The following is a 20,592-nucleotide window of genomic DNA, read 5'->3' as shown; positions in this document are numbered from 1 at the left end:
CCGCAATACCTTATGGCTTCCGGCTGACCGTAGAAGCCGAAGGAGGCTTTCCCGTGGCAGACCGCACACCCCCACTGAGCGTCGAGGAACTTCAACGCCTCGTCGCCAGTGGTGAGATCGACACTGTTGTCCTGGCCTTCCCCGACATGCAAGGGCGGCTCCAGGGCAAGCGGTTCGCCGCCCCTTTCTTCCTGGACGACGTGCTCCGGCACGGTACCGAGGGCTGCAACTACCTCCTCGCCGTCGACACCGAGATGAACACGGTCGACGGCTACGCCATGTCCTCCTGGGAGCGCGGTTACGGCGACTTCGCCATGCACCCGGACCTGTCCACCCTCCGCCGGGTGCCCTGGAACGCCGGCACCGCCCTGTTGATGGCCGACCTCGCCTGGAACGACGGATCGCCGGTGGTCGCCGCACCCCGCCAGATCCTGCGCCGCCAGCTGGAGCGCCTCGCCGAGCACGGTTTCACCGCGCAGGTCGGTACGGAGCTGGAGTTCATCGTGTTCAAGGACACGTACGAACAGGCCTGGGACGCCAACTACCGAGGGCTCACCCCGGCCAACCAGTACAACATCGACTATTCGGTGCTGGGCACCGGGCGCATCGAGCCGCTGCTGCGCCGGATTCGGAATGAGATGGCCGTCGCGGGTCTGACCGTCGAGTCCGCCAAGGGGGAGTGCAATCCCGGGCAGCACGAGATCGCCTTCCGCTACGACGACGCCCTCGTCACCTGCGACCAGCACGCCGTCTACAAGACCGGCGCCAAGGAGATCGCCTCGCAGGAGGGCGTCTCGCTGACCTTCATGGCGAAGTACAACGAGCGCGAGGGCAATTCCTGCCACATCCACCTCTCGCTCGGCGACGGCGAGGGCGGCAACGCCATGGCGGGTTCCGCTTCCGACCCCGGTGGCATGTCGGAGGTCATGCGGTACTTCCTCGCCGGACAGCTCGCCGCGCTGCGCGACTTCTCGCTGCTCTACGCCCCGAACATCAACTCGTACAAGCGGTTCCAGCCCGGTTCGTTCGCGCCGACCGCCGTCGCCTGGGGGTACGACAACCGCACCTGCGCGCTACGGGTCGTCGGCCACGGCCGCTCGATGCGCTTCGAGAACCGGCTGCCCGGCGGGGACGTCAACCCGTATCTCGCGGTGGCGGGCCTCGTCGCGGCCGGGCTCTACGGCATCGAGCACAAGCTGGAGCTGCCGGAGACCTGCGCGGGCAACGCCTACAGCGGCGACTACGCGCACGTCCCCACCAATCTCCGCGAGGCCGCCGAGCTGTGGGAGAACAGCCCGATCGCCAAGGCCGCCTTCGGCGACGAGGTCGTCGCGCACTACCGCAACATGGCACGCGTCGAACTGGAAGCCTTCGACGCCGCCGTCACCGACTGGGAGCTGCGTCGCTCCTTCGAACGTCTGTGAGAGGTCCTTCGTTGTCCTACGAGCTTGAACTCCAGGTGCTCAACCCGGCCACCGAGGAGGTCGTCGCCACCGTCCCCGCCGCCACCGCGGCCGACGTGGACGCCGCTGTCGTACGCGCCGCGCGGGCCCAGGCGAAGTGGGCGGCGCTCCCGCCCGCCGACCGGGCCCGGCTGCTGCGCCGCTTCGCGACCGCCGTCGACGAACACCTCGAAGAACTGGCCCAGTTGGAGGTGCGCGAGGCCGGGCACACGGTCGGCAACGCCCGCTGGGAGGCCGGCAACGTCCGTGACCTGCTGGACTACGCGGCCGGGGGAGTGGAGCGGCTGACCGGCCGGCAGATCCCGGTCGCGGGCGGCCTCGACATCACGATTCTCGAACCGCTGGGCGTGGTGGGCGTGATCGCGCCCTGGAACTTCCCGATGCCGATCGCCGCATGGGGCACCGCACCGGCGCTCGCGGCGGGCAACGCGGTCATCCTCAAGCCGGCCGAGACGACCCCGCTGACCGCGCTCCGGCTGGCCGAACTCGCCCTGGAGGCAGGCCTTCCCGAGGGCCTCTTCCAGGTGCTCCCCGGCCGCGGCCCGGTCGCGGGCTCCGCGCTCGTCGAGCACCCGGGCGTCGCGAAGATCGTGTTCACGGGATCAACGGCTGTGGGCAAACAGGTGTTGGCGAAGGGCTCGGACCTCCTCAAGCGCGTCACCCTCGAACTCGGCGGCAAGAGCCCCAACATCGTCTTCGCCGACGCGGACATCGAGGCCGCGGCGGCCGCCACCCCCATGTCCTTCCTCGACAACTCCGGCCAGGACTGCTGCGCCCGCACCCGCATCCTCGTCCAACGCAGCGTCTACGACCGGTTCTTGGAGCTGTTGGCTCCGGCTGTCGAGTCCGTCCGCGTCGGCGACCCGGCCGACGAGACGACGGACATGGGTCCGCTGATCTCCAAGGTCCAGCTGGAGCGCGTGCGCTCGTATGTCACGGACGACCTCGTCGGCATCCGTGGCAAGGCACCCGAGGGCCCCGGCTTCTGGTTCCCGCCGACGGTGGTGACCGGCGTCGACCCGCACGCGCGCGTGGCCGTCGAGGAGGTCTTCGGCCCCGTCGCCGTGGTGCTCCCCTTCGAGGACGAGGCGGAGGCGATCGCCTTGGCCAACGCCACCGACTACGGCCTCTCCGGCTCCATCTGGACCCGCGACGTCGGCCGGGCGCTGCGCGTCTCGAAGGCCGTCCGGGCGGGCAACCTGTCCGTCAACTCCCATTCCAGCGTCCGCTATTGGACCCCCTTCGGCGGCTTCAAGCAGTCGGGGATCGGCCGCGAACTGGGCCCGGACGCGCTCACCGCCTTCACCGAAACCAAGAACGTCTTCATCAGCGACGTCACCCCCACCAACGTCTCGACCAGCACGGAGGGCCCCGCACAGTGACCTCAGAGATTGTTTGCCGACGTCTCGTCGGCCGTACCGCCGTCATCACCGGAGCCGGCAGCGGCATCGGTCTCGCCACCGCGCGCCGGCTCGCCTCCGAGGGCGCCAACGTCGTCTGCGGCGACATCGACGAGACCCACGGCAAGGCGGCGGCCGACGAGGTCGGCGGGCTGTTCGTAAAGGTCGACGTCACCGACCCCGAGCAGGTCGAGGCGCTCTTCAAGGCGGCCTTCGACACCTACGGCAGCGTCGACATCGCCTTCAACAACGCGGGCATCTCGCCGCCCGACGACGACTCCATCCTCGACACGGGACTTGAGGCGTGGAAGCGGGTCCAGGACGTCAACCTCACGTCCGTGTACCTGTGTTGCAAGGCCGCGATCCCGTACATGCGCCGCCAGGGCAAGGGGTCCATTATCAACACGGCGTCGTTCGTGGCGCGGATGGGCGCGGCGACGTCGCAGATCTCGTACACGGCGTCCAAGGGCGGGGTCCTCGCCATGTCCCGTGAACTGGGCGTGCAGTTCGCCCGCGAGGGCATCCGCGTCAACGCGCTCTGCCCGGGCCCGGTCAACACCCCACTCCTGCAAGAGCTGTTCGCGAAGGACCCCGAGCGCGCCGCGCGCCGCCTGGTGCACATTCCGGTCGGCCGTTTCGCCGAGGCGACCGAGATCGCCGCGGCCGTCGCGTTCCTGGCGAGTGACGACTCGTCGTTCGTCAACGCCGCGGACTTCCTTGTGGACGGCGGGATTTCGGGGGCGTACGTCACGCCGATGTAAGAGATACGAGAGTGCTCAGTCGGTCAGCACACAGCGACGGCCCGGAAGAAACTCCGGGCCGTCGTGTGTTTTTGTCGCTCCGTCAGAGGAACGTCATGCCTTCGCCGCGATAGGTGGGCACCGTGGCGGTGACGGCGTCGCCCTCGATCAGGTGCAACACGTCGAAGCGCTCGCAGAGTTCACCGGCCTTGGCGTGCCGGAACCACACCTTGTCGCCGATGAGGAGGTCGTCGGCGGGGGAGCCGAGCAGCGGCGTCTGTACCTCGCCGGGTCCTTCCTGGGGGTCGTAGCGCAGACCCTCGGGGAGGTACGGCACCGGGAGCCGGTCGGGGCCGGCGGCGCCGGAGGCGGGGTAGCCGCCGCCGAGGACGGTGACGACGCCGACGCCCGGGCGCCGTACGACGGGCTGGGCGAAGAGCGCGGCCGGACGGCCGGTGAACGACGTGTAGTTGTCGAAGAGGCGCGGTACGTACAGCCCGGAACCGGCCGCGATCTCGGTCACGGAATCCTCGGCGGCGGTGTATTGCACACTGCCGGTGCCACCACCGTTGACGAACTCCAGATCGGGCACAACCGCCCTTACCGCACGCACCACTTCCGCGCGCCGCTCGACGAGTTCGCGCTTGGCGGTGGCCTGCATCAGCCGGATCGCGCGGGAGCGGAACGGCCGCCCCGCGACGGAGTCGCCGACACCGGCGATGTGTCCCTCGTAGGCCATGATCCCGACGACCTTGAAGCCGGGGCGGGCGGACACCGTCCGTGCGATGTCGGCGAGTTGGGCGGGGGAGCGCAGCGGTGAACGGAGCGCGCCGATGCGGACCCGACCGCCGAGCATCTTCAGCGAGGTGTCCAACTCCAGGCAGACGCGGATGACTTCGGTGCCGCCGTCGCGTGAGTCGTCGATGAGTTTGAGCTGTGCGGGGTCGTCGATCATGACGGTGACGGCGGAGGCGAGCTTGGGGTCGTTGGCCAGTTCGCCGAAGGCGGCGTGGTCGGCGGAGGGGTAGGCGAGGAGGACGTCCTCGAACCCGGAGCGGGCGAGCCACAGCGACTCGGCGAGGGTGAAGGACATCAGGCCCGCGAAGCCGTCCCTGGCCAGGACGCGTTCGAGGAGGGTTCGACAGCGGACGGACTTGCTGGCGACGCGGACCGGCTTGCCGCCGGCCCGGCGGACGAGGTCGTCCGCGTTGGCATCGAAGGCGTCCAGGTCGACGATCGCGAGTGGGGCGTCGAGGTGGGCGGTGGCCCGGTCGTAACGGGCCCGGTCGGCGGCGCGCGCAGTCATGAACGCAGCCTGCCAGACAGGATTACCGCAGGGTAGGGGGACGTTCCGGGCAGATGCCCCGGGGGCGTGGACTGGTTCCCGTTCGAGCGGGGTCAACCCGTAGAGTGACGCGCACGCACGGAGGAAACGCCGCCGGTCGTTCGACCGCGCTCGGGATGGCGGTCCGCCGCTGCGGGTATGCGTGCTCGGGACGACTTTGTATTTGTGTACGTGCCGGGTGAGGCGGGGTGGACGCCGGTCCGTATACGAGCAAAGAGCGGGACTGGACCGGCCCCGCACAGGACAGACGGTGCCCGCATACGGACGGACACCGGCCCGGTACGAGGAAACGGGGGGTGCATGAGCACGGAAGCGCGACGCGCCCCCGGATCACCGGGCTCGCCGCCACCGCGCCGCCCGCCGGGGTCGACGAGCGCGGGGAATCCTTTGGACCCGGGGAACGTGACGAATTCGGCGAACATGGCGAACTCGGCGGGGTGGCCGGCGTCTGATGACGCGGCCGGTGCGACGGGTGCGGCTGATGCGACTGGTTCCACCGATGCCGCTGACGCAACAGGCGAGGATGTGGACCGACCGCATTCTGGTTCTGGCGCGATGCCGGGGACTCCGAGGGCGGCGTGGGGCGCGGCAGGGGCCGCCTCGGGTTCCGCTTCGGGGCCTGTGTCTGGGGGAACTTCGGGTCCCGCTTCGGGTTTTGCCTGGGGTCCGGCTTCGGGGGGTACTTCGGGTCCTGTTTCGGGTTCGGGTTCCGGTTTGAGGGTTGGGCCGGTTTCGGATGGGCCGGGGATGCCGGGTGCGGGGGGCAGGTCGGACGTGCAGGGCGGGTCGGGTGCACAAGGTGCGGGGAACCGGTCGGGTGCGTCGAACAGGCCTGGTGCGTCGGGGACTTCGGGTGCGTGGGATGCGTGGAGTGCGCCGGGGATGCCGGGTGCGCTGACGAATGGCGGTTCGTCTGAACGTCGGCCCGCTTCGGGCGTCCATGCGAGAGGGCGGCGAGCGGCGGGGGATGCGCGACCGAGCGACGGTACGGGTGTGTCGGGGTCGAGCGACTCGGGGACTTCCGGGGCCGGAGCTGCGGGGGCTGTTGGAGCTTCGCGAAACGGGAGAGAGCCGTTCGCGCCGGGTTCTGACGTGCCGTCGCAAGGGGCAGGTCCCGGTGCGTCGGCATCTGGGGCGGGTTCCGGTACGGCGTCGGCGGGGACCGGGGGCGACGGGTTCGGCACGGGGTGGTGGGACCGCGGCAACGGGCGGCGTACGGCACCGCAGGACGGTGGGTCCGACGCCCGTACGGTGTCCCGGGGGAACGGTCGCGACGAGCGCATCGCGTCTCCGGGCAACGGTTTTGGCGCCGGGGCGGTGTCTTCGAGTGGTGGGTCTGATGCCGGTCCGGGGTTTCCGGGTGACGTTCCTGGCGCTCGTACCGCGCCTCAGGGCAACGGTTTTGATGCCCGGGCGGTGTCTCTGAGCAGCGGCTCCGACGCCCGACCGGTGTTTCCCGGTAACGACCCTGACCCCGGTACCGCGTCTCAGAGCAACGGCTCCGATACCCGCGACGGGTCCGGTGCCCCACCGGCTTCCTCCGACGGGCGGCCGCGCTTCCCAGGCCTTCGGCCGTACTCGCCCCGTGCCACGGACCCCGTGAGCCCACCCCCTCCTCCCGCCTCGGCACGCTTCCCGGACGCCCCGCCCGCGCCCGCCGGCGACACGCGCCGCGCGAGCCACGACGAAGCCACACCGGGACCGGTCCCGCCCCGACCGCCTCACCGCCCCACGGCGGCGACGTATGCCAACGAGGCGCTACGGGAACCCAGTTCGGAGACGGCGGCCCCGTTCCGCCCGTCCACACCGGCTGGTTCTGGCACGCCGCCGCGCTCTGCGGGCGAGACCCCGCGTCAGTCGTCGTCCGACCGGCACCGTCAGGATTCGACCCGCTCGGCGACACCTCCTGGCTCCGCTGTCCCGCCCCGCTCTGCGGGAGAGGCTCCGGGCGAGGCGTCCGACTGGTCGAGGCAGGATTCGGTTCGTTCGGAGGTGCCTCCTGCCCCGGGTGTTCCGCCGCGCCCTGCGGGCGAGGCCTCCGGTCAGCCGTCCGACCGGCTTCGCCATGCCCCCGGCCGCCCGGGAACTCCTCCGAGCCCCTCCAGTCCACCGCGCTCTGCGAGCGAAACTCCGCGTGAGGCGTCCGACGGGTTGCGCCAGGACTCACCCCGCCAGGCAACGCCTCCTCCCGGCCCGGTCACTCGGCCGGGCCCTGAGGGCGAGACCTCGCGTGAGTCGTCCGAGCCGCAGCGTTATATCCCTAGGCGCCCGGGGACTTCTGCTGGCTCCGCCACTCCGCCTGATCCGGCAGCCGAGCCCCTGCGTGAGTCGTCCGACTGGTCGCATCAGGACTCTGCCGGCAAGGCAACGCCTCCTCGCCCGGGCACCTCGCAGCGTCCCGAGGGTGAGGCCTCGCGTGAGTCATCCGACTCGCGGCGCTATATCCCTACGCGCCCGGGAACCTCTGCCGGCTCCGCCACCCCGCCCCGCCCGGCAACCGAGCCCGCGCACCAGGCACCCGACTCGCAGCGCTACGTCCCCACCCGACCGGGAACCTCTGCCGCCGCCCCCACCACCCCGCCCGGCCCGCCGGCCGAGCCCCCGCACCAACCGTCCGACCGGCTCCGCCAGAACCCCCCTCGCCCAGCCACACCCCCGTCCGCTCCCGCCCCGGAGCCCTCCTCGGAACCCACCGACCAACTCCGGTCGGGCACCCCTTGGCGAGGCGAGTCGTTCACGGACCCCACAGGCGGCGCGCCCAGTCGTGGTGCGTGGTCGCCCTCCGGTGCCAACGCGCCCTATCCCTCCGGCACCCGCCCGGCCGACGCCCACTCTGCCGGAACCACCGCATCCGGCCCCGGCGCCTCCGCGTCCGCCGCGCAGAGCCCCGCCGTCGACGACACCGACAACCGTGCTTGGTCACCGGCCGCCCCCAGCAAGCCAGTTGGGCCTGCCGCCGACAGCGCCGACACCCGTGCCTGGTCGCCAGCTGCCCCCAGCACCCCAGCCGAGCCCACCGAAGACACCAAGACCCGCTCCTGGTCAACCGTCGCTCCCAGCACCCCAGTCGGGCCCACGGCCGACGACACCAAGACCCACCCCCGGTCAACCACCGCCCCCAGCACCCCAGTTGGACCCACCTCCAACAGCACCACCCCCCACACCCCCGCCTGGACCCCCTCACCCCCCGGCACCCCCACCCGCCCCGCATCCGAAATGCCGCGCCCCGGTGTCGATCCCGGCCCCGACCCCGCCTTTTCCTGGAGCGCGCCCATCAACCCCGGTGAGGGGCGGCCGGTTGTGTCGTTCGGGGAGCCCGAGGGGTACGACGAGCGGGTGCGGGCGCGGCCGTTGGGGGCGCGGTTGCGGTCCCGTACCGCCGCTGTCGCCGTCTGTGTCGTGCTCGGTCTCGGGCTCATCGGCGGTGCGGTGACCGGGAGTTGGCTCACCGGCGATGACGGGGTGGACAGCGGCGCCACCTCCTTCGCCGCCGCCGGGCAGTTGTGGCACAGCGTGCCCGTCGATCAGCTCTTCCCGCCCACCGTGCAGGGACAGGGGGCCGGCCCAGGCGGCGCCGACCGCACCTGGACGCGGATCGCCGTCGCCCCGGACACCGGCTGTGCGAACGCCTTCGATCCGCTGCTGCGCGACGTGCTCGCCCCGGTCGGCTGCCAGCGGCTGCTGCGCGCCACCTACACCGACGCCACCCAGAGCTACGTCACCACCGTCGGCATCCTCTTCGCCAAGGCCGACAGCGCCACGATGACCGCCCTCTCCACCCGCTTCAAGAACGAGAACCTCGCCAACCGCACCGACCTCATGCCCCGCCCGTACGCCGCCAAGGGCACCCTCGCCGCCGCCTTCGGCGACAAACAGCGCGCCTCGTGGACCGTCTCCGTCCTCACCGACGCCCCCGTCGTCGTCTACGCCGTCTCCGGCTGGGCGGACGGCCGTAAGGTCGACGCACCCGAACCCGCCGACAAAGCCGTCACGTCCGGTAGCACCGACGCTCCCGCCCAGGCCGGTCTCGGCAACGAGGCGCAGGGCCTCGCCGACCGCGTCGAGCGGAGCCTGCGCAAGACCGTCGACTCGCCCTCGGGGGCCTCAACGACCTCGGAGAAGAAGACCTCATGAGCGTCACCGTCCGCCGGGCCGGTCTGCTGAGCGCCCTCCTGGCCGCCTCCCTCGCCCTGGTCCCGTCCACCGTCGCGCACGCCGACGGCATACGCGCCCAGGAATGGGCCCTGGACGCCATGCACACCCAGGAGGTCTGGCAGACCACCAAGGGCAAGGGCATCACCGTCGCCGTCCTCGACACCGGCGTCGAGGCCGACCACCCCGACCTCACCGGCAACGTCCTGGCCGGCAAGGACATGGTCGGCTTCGGGGCGAAGCCGGGCGACCGCGCCTGGGCCCGCCACGGCACCGCCATGGCCGGCATCATCGCCGGCCACGGACACGGTCCCGGCGACACCGACGGCGTCATCGGCATCGCCCCCGAGGCCAAGATCCTCCCCGTCCGCGTGATCCTCGAAGACGGCGACTCCGCCCGCGCCAAGGCCCGCACCACCCGCGGCAACGCCCTTGCGGACGGCATCCGTTGGGCCGCCGACCACGGCGCCGACGTCATCAATCTCTCCCTCGGGGACGACTCCGCCTCCGCGCACCCGGAGCCCGCCGAGGACGAGGCCGTGCAGTACGCCCTGAAGAAGGGCGTCGCCGTCGTCGCCTCGGCCGGCAACGGCGGCGAGAAGGGCGACCACGTCTCCTACCCGGCCGCCTACCCGGGCGTGATCGCCGCGACCGCCGTGGACCGCTTCGGCACCCGCGCCTCCTTCTCCACCCGCCGCTGGTACGCCACGGTCAGCGCCCCCGGCGTCAACGTCGTCATCGCCGACCCCGACCACAAGTACTACGAGGGGTGGGGGACAAGCGCCGCCTCCGCCTTCGTCTCGGGCGCGGTGGCGCTCATCAAAGCGGCCCACCCGGGGCTGACCCCGGCCCAGATCAAGAAGCTCCTCGAAGACACCGCGCGCAACCCCCCGGCCGGCGGCCGCGACGACTCCCGCGGCTACGGCTTCATCGACCCCGCCGCCGCCATCAAGGCCGCCGCCGGCCTCAAGCCCACCGGCCTGACGTCCACCGCCTACGGCAAGAAGTACTTCGGCTCCGGCCCGGACGCCGCCAAGACGGACAGCCACACCTCCGACTGGGCGGGCCCCCTCGCGGGCAGCGTCGGCGGAGTCCTCCTCGTGGCCGCGGTGGTCCTGTGGCGCGGCCGACGCCGACACCCCGAGGCATTCTCAACGCAGGTGTGAGCAGGGGGAGTTGGCCGCGGCCGTCAGACAGCCGCTCAGTCCGTCGCCGAAGCCGTCGCTGACGCCGATGCCGAAGCCGTCGTAGACGAACCGCCGTTCTTGCCGAACGCGGCCACTCCCGCCTTCGCCGCCGCCTCGATCAGCGAGATGCCCTTGGTCTGCGTCGTGCTGCCCTTCGACAGGACGGCGACCAGGTACGTGTCGCCGTCCTCGCCGGTCACCCGGCCGATGCTGTTGACGTCCCACAGGCCGGTCGTGCTGCGCGCCAACCAGCCGTTCTTCAGCGCCCACTTGGAGCCGTCGGCGGCGGCCGACACCCCCCACTGCTGGTCGGCCTCTATCTGCTTCATCAGACCCTGGATGTACGACTGCGACGCCGAGCTGAGCTTCGAGTCGTCGCCGAACACCTGCTGGAGCAGGGTGAGTTGGTCGGCGGCCGTGGTCTGGGTCAGGCCCCACAGCATGTCGTCGCCGCCGGTCGTGCCCGTCAGCCCGAGCGTCTTGTTCGCCGCGTCGAGCCCGCCCGCCTTGCCGATGATCCGCCACAGCGTCGACGCGGAGTCGTTGTCGCTGTTCTCGATCATCGTCGTGGCGTACGACTTCTCGGTCGCCGTCAGCTGCCGGCCCGCGTCCTGCGCCTGGAGCAGCAGCGTCGCCAGGATGTCGACCTTGACGATGCTCGCCGTGTCGAAGGCGGTGCCGCCGTACGTGGCGCTCTCGCCGGAGGTCAGATCGAGCACCGCCACCGACACCTTCTGGTCGCCGGTCGGAGTCACCGACTTCATCGCCTTCGCCAGCAGCGCGTCGTAGTCGACCGTCGGCTGCGTCACAGGTTCCACCGTCGCCTCCCGGCTGCCCGACGCCGACGCGGAGGCCGACGGCGCCGCCGCCGACGATACGACGCCGGAGTGCGCGTGCGCCTTCACATACACGGTTCCCCCCGCCGTGACGCCCACGACGGCCACGGCGGCGAGGGCGATATAGGGGAGCGGACGGCGCCGGGAGGAACGCGCGCGGTGGTTTCGGCGGGCGGCTCTGGAAGACTCCATGCCCGCGATGGTGGGCGCGGCGACTGTGCGGTACGTGAGACGAAAGTTAGATGTCTGTCAACGGTGTCTGAGAAACGTGTGAAAGCTGTGTCCCCCGCGTTTCAGGACCCGCACAAGCCCTGCAGCATCCCCCCGATAGGGTCGGTCACCGTGGCGAACAAGAACATTCCCGACTCCGGCTACTCCGACGACGACGGCACGGCCGACCCCGCACTGAGCGCGGCGCTCGCCGCCTGGGCCGAGGACCGCAGTGCCGTAGGGCCCGTCCTGGAGGCCCTCAAGGGCGCCCGGCTGCTCGTGCCCGTGGTGGCCGTGCTCGGTGAGGTCGAGGAGGACGAGAACGGGCTGCGCCACGAGAAGACCAGCGACATGGCCGTGCCCACGCTGAAGGCCGGCGGCCGCACCGCGCTGCCCGCCTTCACGTCCACCGACTCGCTGGCCCGCTGGGACCCGGCGGCCCGGCCCGTGGCCGTACCGCTGCACCAGGCACTCCAGGCCGCCGCGCACGAGAAGGCGGACACGGTGGTGCTGGACATGGCGGGGCCGGTGCCCTTCGAACTGTCGGGGCCCGTGCTGCTGGCCCTCGCCGAGGGGCGCACCAGCGTGGACCCGCTCGCCGACCCGGTGGTCGTGGCGGCGGTGCGTGCCGTGGTCGCCGACGTGGGCGCGGTGCTGCGTGCCTACCTCGGCCCCGGCCGGGCCGACGGCACCCTCGCGCTGGTCTTCGAGCCCGCCGTACCGCACGACGCCGGCATCCACGCGGTCGCGCGCCGCCTCGCCGCCGACGAGACGCTGAGGGCCCGCCTGGTGCGCGGCCTCGACCTGGCGGTTCTGCCGGCCGGGACGACGCCTCCGGGCGAGCCCTTGTTCGTACGTATGGGGTGAGCTGCTAGCCGTAGATCGGGCCCGTGTACTTCTCGCCCGGGCCCTGGCCCGGCTCGTCGCGGACGAGGGACGCCTCGCGGAAGGCCAGCTGGAGGGACTTCAGGCCGTCGCGCAGCGGGGCCGCGTGGAACGAGCTGATCTCGGTCGCGCTCGCGTCCAGGAGGCCGGCCAGGGCGGTGACCAGCTTGCGGGCCTCGTCCAGGTCCTTGTACTTGTCGCCCTCCTCGGTCAGACCCAGCTTCACGGCGGCGGCGCTCATCAGATTGACGGCGACCGTCACGATCACCTCGACCGCCGGGACCTCCGCGATGTCGCGGGCCATGGCGTCGAAGTCGGGGGCGTCAACATTGGTGGACTCGGGAGGCGTGTCACTCATGCCCCACACGATAGGGCCCGGTGTACGGCGGTTCGCACCACCCCCGGGGAGCTGCTAACCTTGTGTGATGACCGGCCAGGCACTGCTGTGCCCGGCCAACAAGTGGAGGCTCCGATCTCCCACCTGACTGTCCTCACGGACGGCGGGTCACCCCGGTCAGGCGGTCACCATCGTTCCGTACGGACGATGGAGTCGCCCGATATTGCGCCCCGCGACCATCGCGGCGGTGCTCCGGCAGTGTTTTGGAGCCCCGTCTTGTGATCGTCCGGGGCATTTTTTGTGTTCCGGCGCGGTTAGGTCTGTCTACCAAAGACAAACGCGGCCGTCCGCCAGATGGCCGTGTGGTGCTAACCGAGGAGGATCCATCAGCACCGAGCCCCGTATCAACGACCGGATTCGCGTTCCCGAAGTGCGACTTGTCGGTCCGAGCGGCGAGCAGGTCGGAATTGTTCCGCTTGCCAAGGCCCTTGAGCTTGCGCAGGAGTACGACCTGGACCTGGTCGAGGTTGCGGCGAGTGCACGTCCGCCGGTCTGCAAGCTCATGGACTACGGGAAGTTCAAGTACGAGTCGGCCATGAAGGCCCGTGAGGCGCGCAAGAACCAGGCGCACACGGTCATCAAGGAAATGAAGCTCCGGCCGAAGATCGACCCGCACGACTATGACACCAAGAAGGGTCACGTCGTCCGGTTCCTCAAGCAGGGCGACAAGGTCAAGATCACGATCATGTTCCGTGGTCGCGAGCAGTCCCGGCCGGAACTCGGCTACCGACTGCTGCAGCGTCTCGCCACGGACGTCGAGGACCTCGGGTTCGTCGAGTCGAACCCGAAGCAGGACGGCCGAAACATGATCATGGTTCTCGGCCCGCACAAGAAGAAGACCGAGGCGATGGCCGAGGCCCGTGAGGCCCAGGCGGTCCGCAAGGCGGAAGCGAAGGCCAACCCGGGCAAGTCGCAGAACGCCGCGGAGTCCGAGTTCGACGACGAGGACAGCGTCAACGAGGAGATCGTTGACGAGGGCGACGTCACCGAGGGCGACGTCACCGAGGTCGAGACCGTCGAGGCCCCGGCCGAGGCTCGCGCCGACGCCTGATCCCAGGACGCCAGTCCGGGGATGTAACCGAAACAAGAGCGACGCTCCACCCGTGCCCGGTTTCACGACCGGGCACCGGAGCGCCACCGACGAGGAGATACGGCGCTATGCCGAAGAACAAGTCGCACAGCGGTGCCAGCAAGCGCTTCAAGATCACCGGCTCCGGCAAGGTGCTCCGCGAGCGTGCCGGCAAGCGCCACCTGCTCGAGCACAAGTCGTCCCGTGTGACGCGTCGCCTCACCGGCAACGCCGAGATGGCCCCGGGCGACGCCAAGAAGATCAAGAAGCTTCTCGGCAAGTGACGTACGCGGCGCTCGCGTTGAGCGCCGTACGTCTGGACCGGGACCCCATCGATTCCGGGCCGTGTGAGTCCAACCACGGCCCCGCTACAAGGAGTTAAACAAGTGGCACGCGTCAAGCGGGCAGTCAACGCCCACAAGAAGCGCCGGGCGATCCTCGAGGCCGCCAAGGGCTACCGCGGTCAGCGTTCGCGCCTGTACCGCAAGGCCAAGGAGCAGGTCACCCACTCGCTGGTCTACAACTACAACGACCGCAAGAAGCGCAAGGGCGACTTCCGTCGGCTGTGGATCCAGCGCATCAACGCTGCGGCTCGCGCCAACGGCATCACGTACAACCGCTTCATCCAGGGTCTGAACGCGGCGAACATCGAGGTCGACCGCAAGATCCTCGCGGAGCTGGCTGTCAACGACGCCGGTGCGTTCGCTGCGCTGGTCGAGGTTGCGCAGAAGGCTCTGCCGAGCGACGTGAACGCGCCCAAGGCTGCGTGACGCTGCGCTGGCTTGAGCGGTGACTTGAAGGGCCCGCAGGTTTTTGCCTGCGGGCCCTTTGTCGCTGGCCTGGCCCCGGTTTGTTGTTCGGGTGCGGGTCGTTTGTGGCTGGTCGCGCAGTTCCCCGCGCCCCTAGGGGGGTTGCGGTTGGCCTGAGATTTGAAGGTGAAGCAGAGCATGTCCCCCGACCTCATCTCCCCTCGCTCCCCCCGCGTCGCCGCTGCTCGGCGGCTTGAGCGGCGGAATTTTCGGAGCAAGGAGCGGTTGTTTCTGGCCGAGGGGCCGCAAGCCGTGCGGGAGGCAGCGGGGTACAAGGACACGCTCGTCGAACTGTTCGCCACCGTTGAAGCCGCCGAGCGGTACGCCGACATCGTCGGCGAAGCCCGTGATGCCGGGGCTCGGGTGCATCTCGCGGACGAGCAGGTCATCGCCGACATCTCCACGACCGTGACGCCGCAGGGGCTGGTCGGGGTTTGTCGGTTTCTCGACACTCCGTTCGAGGAGATCCTCCGTAGCCGGCCCAAACTTGTTGCCGTGCTTGCCAATGTGCGGGATCCCGGGAATGCCGGCACCGTTCTGAGGTGTGCTGATGCCGCCGGGGCCGAGGCCGTCGTACTGACCGATGCTTCTGTGGATCTTTACAACCCGAAGGCCGTTCGGGCCTCCGTGGGGTCTCTGTTTCATCTGCCCGTTGCCGTCGGGGTGCCCGTCGAGCAGGCCGTGGCCGGGCTCAAGGGGATCGGGGTGCGGATTCTTGCCGCTGATGGGGCCGGGAACGATGACCTCGACGACGAGCTGGATCAGGGGACCATGGGGGGGCCTACCGCCTGGGTGTTCGGGAACGAGGCGTGGGGGCTTCCGGAGGAGACTCGGGCGCTTGCGGACGCCGTTGTGCGGGTTCCGATCCACGGGAAGGCCGAGAGCCTGAACCTGGCCACCGCCGCCGCCGTATGTCTGTATGCGTCGGCGCGTGCACAGCGCGCCTCCGGAGGGTGCCGCTCTGTCACCGGCAGCTAGTAGGGTGACCAGCTCGGGGGCCACCTGCGCCGTATGAGAAGAGGTGGGGTACGGGGATGACTGTCGGCACGAGCAGCGCGCCGGGAGCACGGGGTGTGCCTCGGCCGTCCGAGGCCCGGCACGACGACCTCGGCATCGACCCCGACGAACTGGCCGACGGTCTGGTCATCGCCGACGAGCACGGGCATGTCGTCTGCTTCAACGCCGCCGCCGAGCGCATCACGTCCGTCGCCGCCTCCGATGCTCTCGGGCAGAGGTTGGAGAAGGCCCTCCCGTTAGAGGACCTGGAGGGGCGACGGTGGTGGCAACTGACCGATCCCTATGGTGGGTTGGCCATTCGGGTGCGGCAGCCCGAGCGGAATTTGTTGTTGCCGGGTGGTCATGAGGTTCTTGTCACCGCGCGCTACGTCCGTACGGAACCCCTCGGTCCTGTTCATCGGGTCGTCGTCTCCCTTCGCGACACCGAGGCGCGGCGTCGTACCGAGCGCAGTCACGCCGAGCTGATCGCCACCGTCGCCCATGAACTGCGTTCGCCGCTCACCTCCGTGAAGGGGTTCACCGCGACCCTGCTCGCCAAGTGGGAACGTTTCACCGACGACCAGAAGCGGCTGATGCTGGAGACCGTCGACGCCGACGCCAACCGCGTCACCCGGCTCATCGCCGAGCTGCTCGACATCTCCCGCATCGACTCCGGGCGGCTGGAGCTGCGCCGCCAGCCCGTCGACATGGGCGCGGCCGTCGGCCGTCACATCCAGGCGTACGTCGCCGCGGGCCAGACCGCCGACCGGTTCCTGCTCCGCGTCGAACAGCCGCTGCCCGATCTGTGGGCCGACCCCGACAAGGTCGACCAGGTGCTCAGCAACCTGCTGGAAAATGCGGTGCGGCACGGCGAGGGAACCGTCACTATCGACGTCACGGCCTCGGCCTCCCCCCGAGAAGGGGAGGAGACCGGCACCTCGGTGACGGTGAGCGACGAGGGCCCAGGCATCCCGGAGGAGTCCATGAACCGCGTCTTCACCCGCTTCTGGCGGGGCAGCAAGCGCGGCGGCACCGGACTTGGGCTGTACATCGTCAAGGGCATCGTCGAGGCCCACGGCGGCACCATCACGGTCGGCCGCGCCCCCGGTGGCGGCGCCGAGTTCCGATTTATGTTGCCCGTGGGCACCCCGGCGTATCTGCAGTAGCCCTGCCGCAGCCGCCGACGAGGCCCCACGGGCGATGTCACCTGCCTCACCCCCGTTAGACTCGGCCTTTGGCACCTTTGCGTCCCCGTTTCAGGGACGACGACGCGTCCCCCGAGTCGAGTCGGGACGGGGACCATCCGCCAGCCAACCGGAAGCACGGGAAGAGATGTCGGCACCGAATAAGTCGTACGACCCTGTAGAGGTCGAGGCCTTGAAACCGGAAGAGATCGAGCGCATGCGGGACGAGGCGCTCGCCGCCTTCGCCGCCGCCGGTGACCTCGACGCGCTCCAGGAGGCCAAGGTCGCCCACACCGGCGGCACCTCCCCCCTCGCCCTCGCCAACCGCGAGATCGGCGCGCTGCCCCCGCAGGCCAAGGCAGCGGCCGGCAAGCTCGTCGGTCAGGCCCGGGGCGCGGTGAACAAGGCCCTCGCCGCCCGCCAGACCGAGCTGGAGGCCGACCGCGACGCCCGCGTCCTGGTCGAGGAGGCGGTGGACGTCACGCTGCCGTACGACCGCGTCCCGGCCGGCGCCCGGCACCCGCTGACCACGTTCATGGAGCGCGTCTCCGACGTCTTCGTGTCCATGGGCTACGAGATCGCCGAGGGCCCCGAGGCCGAGGCGGAGTGGTTCAACTTCGACGCGCTCAACTTCACCCCGGACCACCCGGCCCGGCAGATGCAGGACACCTTCTTCGTCCAGGGCCCCAAGGCTGCATCTGATAGCGGCTCCGCCGCGGGCTCGGGCGATGAGTCCGGTGTCGTACTGCGGACGCACACGTCCCCGGTGCAGGCCCGCGCCATGCTGGACCGCGAGCCGCCCGTCTACATCGTGTGCCCCGGCCGCGTGTACCGCACCGACGAGCTGGACGCCACGCACACCCCGGTCTTCCATCAGATCGAGCTCCTCGCCATCGACGAGGGCCTGACCATGGCCGACCTCAAGGGCACCCTCGACCACATGGTCCAGTCGCTCTTCGGCGCGGAGATGAAGACCCGGCTGCGGCCCAACTACTTCCCCTTCACCGAGCCGTCCGCCGAGATGGACATGCTCTGCTACGTCTGCAAGGGCGAGTCCGTCGGCAACCCCGACCGCCCCTGCCGTACCTGCTCCTCCGAGGGCTGGATCGAGCTGGGCGGCTGCGGCATGGTCAACCCGCGCGTGCTCGTCGCCTGTGGTGTGGACCCGGAGAAGTACAGCGGATTCGCCTTCGGGTTCGGCATCGAGCGGATGCTGATGTTCCGCCACAACGTCGAAGACATGCGAGACATCGTCGAGGGCGACGTCCGGTTCACCCGGCCGTTCGGGATGGAGATCTGATGCGCGTCCCGCTTTCTTGGCTGCGGGAGTACGTCGACCTGCCGGCGACGGAGACCGGCCGCGACGTCCAGGCCAAGCTCATTTCCGTCGGCCTCGAGGTGGAGACCGTCGAGCAGCTCGGCGACGGCCTCAAGGGCCCGCTCGTCGTCGGCAAGGTCCTCACCATCGAGGAGCTGGAGGGCTTCAAGAAGCCCATCCGCTTCTGCACGGTCGACGTCGGCCAGGCCAACGGCACCGGTGAGCCCCAGGAGATCGTCTGCGGCGCCCGCAACTTCGCCGTCGGCGACAAGGTCGTCGTGGTCCTCCCCGGCGCGGTCCTGCCGGGCGACTTCGCGATCGCCGCGCGCAAGACGTACGGCAAGACCTCGCACGGCATGATCTGCTCCGGCGACGAGCTCGGCATGGGCGACGACGGCTCCCACGGCATCATCGTGCTGCCGCCCGAGCACGAGGTCGGCACCGACGCGATCGAGCTGCTCCAACTCGTCGACGAGGTCCTCGACATCGCCGTCACGCCCGACCGCGGCTACGCCCTGTCGATCCGCGGCGTCGCCCGCGAGACCGCCACCGCCTACGGCCTCCCGCTGCGCGACCCGGCCCTCCTGGACGTCCCGCAGCCGAACGCCTTCGGCTACCCGGTCCGGGTCTCCGACCCGATGGGCTGCGACCGCTTCACGGCCCGCACGGTGACCGGCCTCGACCCCGAGGCCCGCTCCCCGCTCTGGCTCACGCGCCGCCTCCAGAAGGCGGGCATGCGCCCGATCTCGCTCGCCGTCGACATCACCAACTACGTGATGCTGGAACTGGGCCAGCCCCTGCACGCCTACGACCGCTCCCGCGTCCAGGGACCGATCGGCGTGCGCCGGGCCACCCAGGGCGAGAAGCTCACCACCCTCGACGGCGCCAAGCGCACGCTGGACGCCGAGGACCTGGTGATCACCGACGACCGCGGACCCATCGGCCTCGCGGGCGTCATGGGCGGCGCCAACACGGAGATCGACGACACCGAGGGCACCACGACCGAGGTCGTCGTCGAGGCCGCGCACTTCAACGCGCTCTCCATCTCGCGTACGGCCCGCCGCCACAAGCTGGCCTCCGAGGCGTCCAAGCGCTTCGAGCGCGGCGTCGACCCGCAGGCCGCTTCGGCTGCCGCGCAGCGCACGGTCGACCTCCTGGTCCTCCTCGCCGGCGGCACGGCGGACGCGGGCGTCACCGAGGTCATCGCCCCGTCGGCCCCGCACACCATCACCATCCCGGCGGACCACCCGGACAAGGTCGCGGGTGTCGCCTACGGCCGCGAGACCGTCGTACGGCGTCTCCAGGAGGTCGGCTGCGACGTGTACGGGCAGGACGAGCTGATCGTCACCGTCCCGTCCTGGCGCCCCGACCTCACGGACCCGAACGACCTGGCCGAAGAGGTCATCCGCCTGGAGGGCTACGAGAACCTGCCCTCCACGCTCCCCAAGCCCCCCGCGGGCCGGGGCCTCACCGATCGCCAGCGCCTGCACCGCCGCATCGGCCGCGCGCTGGCCGGTGCCGGTTACGTCGAGGCACCGAACTACCCCTTCATCGGCGAGCACGTCTTCGACCAGTTCGGCCTGGCCACCGACGACCCGAACCGCAAGGTCGTCAAGCTGGTCAACCCGCTCTCGGACGAGGAGCCGGCGCTTCGTACGACGCTGCTGCCGGGGCTGCTCGGTGCGCTGCGTCGGAACGACGGCCGGGGCTCGCATGATCTCGCGCTGTTCGAGACCGGGCTGGTCTTCCACCCGCGTGAAGAGCTGAAGATCGCGGTACGGCTGCCTGTCGACCGGCGTCCCACCGACGAGGAGATCGCTTCTCTTACGGAGGCGCTTCCCGTCCAGCCCCGGCATGCCGCGGTCGTCCTCGCGGGCGCGCGTGAGCAGGCCGGTTGGTGGGGCAAGGGGCGTCCGTCCGACTGGGCCGACGCGGTCGAGGCGGCTCGGGTGCTGGCGCGGGAGGCCGGGACCGAACTCGTTGTGCGGGGTGGGCAGTACGGGCCCTGGCACCCTGGGCGCTGCGCGGAACTCGCGGTTGTCGTCGAGGGTGTTGAGCAAGTCATCGGGTACGCGGGGGAGTTGCACCCGGGTGTGCTGAAGACGCTGGGTCTGCCCGCACGTACCAGTGCGATGGAACTCGACCTGGATGTCCTTGAGTTGGCGTCTTCGGGGGTTCCCAAGGGGCCGAAGATCTCCACGTTCCCTGTTGCTACGCAGGATGTCGCGCTCGTTGTCGATGTGGCTGTGCCGCATGCGGGTGTTGAGGCCGCGTTGCGTGAGGGGGCGGGTGAACTGCTGGAGTCGATCCGGCTGTTCGACGTGTACGAGAATGCTGCGCAGCTGGGCGAGGGCAAGAAGTCGCTGGCGTATGCGTTGCGCTTCCGCGCGGCTGACCGGACGCTGACCGTTGATGAGGCGTCTGCGGCTCGGGATGCGGCGGTCGCGTTGGCTGGAGAGCGGGTCGGGGCCGTGCTTCGCGGCTAAGGGGTGGGGAGCTGCTGTTGTCTGCCGGGTGCGGGTCGTTCGTGGCTGGTCGCGCAGCTCCCCGCGCCCCTGAAAGACGGGGCGCTTCCCCTGGCCCTGTTTAAGGTCCCACCTG

Annotated in this window: 16 protein-coding genes and 1 pseudogene; 14 read left to right on the top strand and 3 right to left on the bottom strand. The window is 70.3% G+C overall.

Annotated features, from left to right (window positions below; translation table 11 throughout):
* Window positions 1-53 precede the first annotated feature (53 nt).
* From OG588_RS09385 to OG588_RS09375, 3 genes are read left to right on the top strand one after another with little or no spacing between them, the layout of a single operon-like run.
* The gene (locus OG588_RS09385) at window positions 54-1,424 is read left to right on the top strand and encodes a glutamine synthetase family protein (protein WP_405946876.1); all 1,371 of its coding nucleotides are present in this window, start codon (window positions 54-56) and stop codon (window positions 1,422-1,424) included.
* An 11-nt stretch (window positions 1,425-1,435) separates the two neighbouring features.
* Window positions 1,436-2,845 (top strand): aldehyde dehydrogenase family protein, encoded by a 1,410-nt coding sequence (locus OG588_RS09380; protein WP_405946875.1) that lies wholly within the window; start codon window positions 1,436-1,438, stop codon window positions 2,843-2,845.
* Window positions 2,842-3,624 (top strand): 3-oxoacyl-ACP reductase, encoded by a 783-nt coding sequence (locus tag OG588_RS09375; protein ID WP_019064934.1) that lies wholly within the window; start codon window positions 2,842-2,844, stop codon window positions 3,622-3,624. Before OG588_RS09380 ends, OG588_RS09375 begins: the two co-directional genes overlap by 4 nt.
* Before the next feature lie 82 nt (window positions 3,625-3,706).
* On the opposite strand, the gene OG588_RS09370 is transcribed toward OG588_RS09375, so the two are convergent.
* Complete coding sequence (locus OG588_RS09370; protein ID WP_360073096.1) at window positions 3,707-4,909, bottom strand: amino acid deaminase/aldolase; 1,203 nt, start codon at window positions 4,907-4,909, stop codon at window positions 3,707-3,709.
* A 335-nt stretch (window positions 4,910-5,244) separates the two neighbouring features.
* Here OG588_RS09370 and OG588_RS09365 point away from each other — a divergent pair, with 335 nt between their 5' ends.
* From OG588_RS09365 to mycP, 3 genes are all read left to right on the top strand, one after another.
* Window positions 5,245-5,400, top strand: coding sequence for a hypothetical protein (locus OG588_RS09365; protein WP_405946874.1), 156 nt, complete (start codon window positions 5,245-5,247; stop codon window positions 5,398-5,400).
* Window positions 5,401-8,248: 2,848 nt separating this feature from the next.
* Window positions 8,249-9,082 (top strand): hypothetical protein, encoded by an 834-nt coding sequence (locus tag OG588_RS09360; RefSeq protein ID WP_405946873.1) that lies wholly within the window; start codon window positions 8,249-8,251, stop codon window positions 9,080-9,082.
* Window positions 9,079-10,266, top strand: coding sequence for a type VII secretion-associated serine protease mycosin (gene mycP / locus OG588_RS09355; protein ID WP_405946872.1), 1,188 nt, complete (start codon window positions 9,079-9,081; stop codon window positions 10,264-10,266). The genes OG588_RS09360 and mycP overlap by 4 nt, the downstream gene beginning before the upstream one ends.
* Window positions 10,267-10,301: 35 nt before the next feature.
* On the opposite strand, the gene OG588_RS09350 is transcribed toward mycP, so the two are convergent.
* Window positions 10,302-11,315, bottom strand: coding sequence for a serine hydrolase (locus tag OG588_RS09350; RefSeq protein ID WP_405946871.1), 1,014 nt, complete (start codon window positions 11,313-11,315; stop codon window positions 10,302-10,304).
* 150 nt (window positions 11,316-11,465) lie between these two features.
* Here OG588_RS09350 and OG588_RS09345 point away from each other — a divergent pair, with 150 nt between their 5' ends.
* The gene (locus OG588_RS09345; RefSeq protein WP_405946870.1) at window positions 11,466-12,200 is read left to right on the top strand and encodes an SseB family protein; all 735 of its coding nucleotides are present in this window, start codon (window positions 11,466-11,468) and stop codon (window positions 12,198-12,200) included.
* 4 nt (window positions 12,201-12,204) lie between these two features.
* On the opposite strand, the gene OG588_RS09340 is transcribed toward OG588_RS09345, so the two are convergent.
* Window positions 12,205-12,576 (bottom strand): DUF1844 domain-containing protein, encoded by a 372-nt coding sequence (locus tag OG588_RS09340; RefSeq protein WP_019065475.1) that lies wholly within the window; start codon window positions 12,574-12,576, stop codon window positions 12,205-12,207.
* A gap of 339 nt (window positions 12,577-12,915) precedes the next feature.
* Between OG588_RS09340 and infC the strand changes: the two are divergent.
* The 7 genes and pseudogenes from infC (at window position 12,916) to pheT (ending at window position 20,477) form a co-directional block, all read left to right on the top strand.
* Window positions 12,916-13,666 (top strand): annotated as a pseudogene (gene infC / locus OG588_RS09335) (translation initiation factor IF-3).
* A gap of 107 nt (window positions 13,667-13,773) precedes the next feature.
* On the top strand, window positions 13,774-13,968 hold the full coding sequence (gene rpmI / locus OG588_RS09330; RefSeq protein WP_019065473.1) for a 50S ribosomal protein L35: 195 nt from the start codon (window positions 13,774-13,776) through the stop codon (window positions 13,966-13,968).
* A gap of 102 nt (window positions 13,969-14,070) precedes the next feature.
* Window positions 14,071-14,454 carry a 50S ribosomal protein L20 gene (gene rplT, locus OG588_RS09325; protein ID WP_019065472.1) on the top strand — a complete coding sequence of 128 codons (384 nt, stop codon included), beginning with the start codon at window positions 14,071-14,073 and terminating at the stop codon, window positions 14,452-14,454.
* Between the two features lie 177 nt (window positions 14,455-14,631).
* Window positions 14,632-15,471 (top strand): TrmH family RNA methyltransferase, encoded by an 840-nt coding sequence (locus tag OG588_RS09320; RefSeq protein ID WP_405946869.1) that lies wholly within the window; start codon window positions 14,632-14,634, stop codon window positions 15,469-15,471.
* Window positions 15,472-15,527: 56 nt separating this feature from the next.
* Window positions 15,528-16,655 carry an ATP-binding protein gene (locus OG588_RS09315; RefSeq protein WP_405946868.1) on the top strand — a complete coding sequence of 376 codons (1,128 nt, stop codon included), beginning with the start codon at window positions 15,528-15,530 and terminating at the stop codon, window positions 16,653-16,655.
* 166 nt (window positions 16,656-16,821) lie between these two features.
* Window positions 16,822-17,973 (top strand): phenylalanine--tRNA ligase subunit alpha, encoded by a 1,152-nt coding sequence (gene pheS, locus OG588_RS09310; protein WP_405946867.1) that lies wholly within the window; start codon window positions 16,822-16,824, stop codon window positions 17,971-17,973.
* Window positions 17,973-20,477, top strand: a complete 2,505-nt coding sequence (gene pheT / locus OG588_RS09305) for a phenylalanine--tRNA ligase subunit beta (protein WP_405946866.1) — start codon at window positions 17,973-17,975, stop codon at window positions 20,475-20,477. The genes pheS and pheT overlap by 1 nt, the downstream gene beginning before the upstream one ends.
* Window positions 20,478-20,592 lie beyond the last annotated feature (115 nt).

It is taken from the genome of Streptomyces prunicolor, assembly GCF_045162825.1.
GTDB lineage: Bacteria > Actinomycetota > Actinomycetes > Streptomycetales > Streptomycetaceae > Streptomyces > Streptomyces prunicolor.
Note: the sequence above shows the minus strand (reverse complement) of the source record. Positions and strands in the feature narration are given on the sequence as shown.

What these genes read in the sequence shown, in the direction of transcription:
- mycP (WP_405946872.1), top strand. Translation starts at nt 9,079, where the DNA reads ATGAGCGTCACCGTCCGCCGGGCCGGTCTGCTGAGCGCCCTCCTGGCC.
- pheT (WP_405946866.1), top strand. Translation starts at nt 17,973, where the DNA reads ATGCGCGTCCCGCTTTCTTGGCTGCGGGAGTACGTCGACCTGCCGGCG.
- rpmI (WP_019065473.1), top strand. Translation starts at nt 13,774, where the DNA reads ATGCCGAAGAACAAGTCGCACAGCGGTGCCAGCAAGCGCTTCAAGATC.
- OG588_RS09350 (WP_405946871.1), bottom strand. Translation starts at nt 11,315, where the DNA reads ATGGAGTCTTCCAGAGCCGCCCGCCGAAACCACCGCGCGCGTTCCTCC.
- OG588_RS09340 (WP_019065475.1), bottom strand. Translation starts at nt 12,576, where the DNA reads ATGAGTGACACGCCTCCCGAGTCCACCAATGTTGACGCCCCCGACTTC.
- pheS (WP_405946867.1), top strand. Translation starts at nt 16,822, where the DNA reads ATGTCGGCACCGAATAAGTCGTACGACCCTGTAGAGGTCGAGGCCTTG.
- OG588_RS09370 (WP_360073096.1), bottom strand. Translation starts at nt 4,909, where the DNA reads ATGACTGCGCGCGCCGCCGACCGGGCCCGTTACGACCGGGCCACCGCC.
- OG588_RS09315 (WP_405946868.1), top strand. Translation starts at nt 15,528, where the DNA reads ATGACTGTCGGCACGAGCAGCGCGCCGGGAGCACGGGGTGTGCCTCGG.
- OG588_RS09320 (WP_405946869.1), top strand. Translation starts at nt 14,632, where the DNA reads ATGTCCCCCGACCTCATCTCCCCTCGCTCCCCCCGCGTCGCCGCTGCT.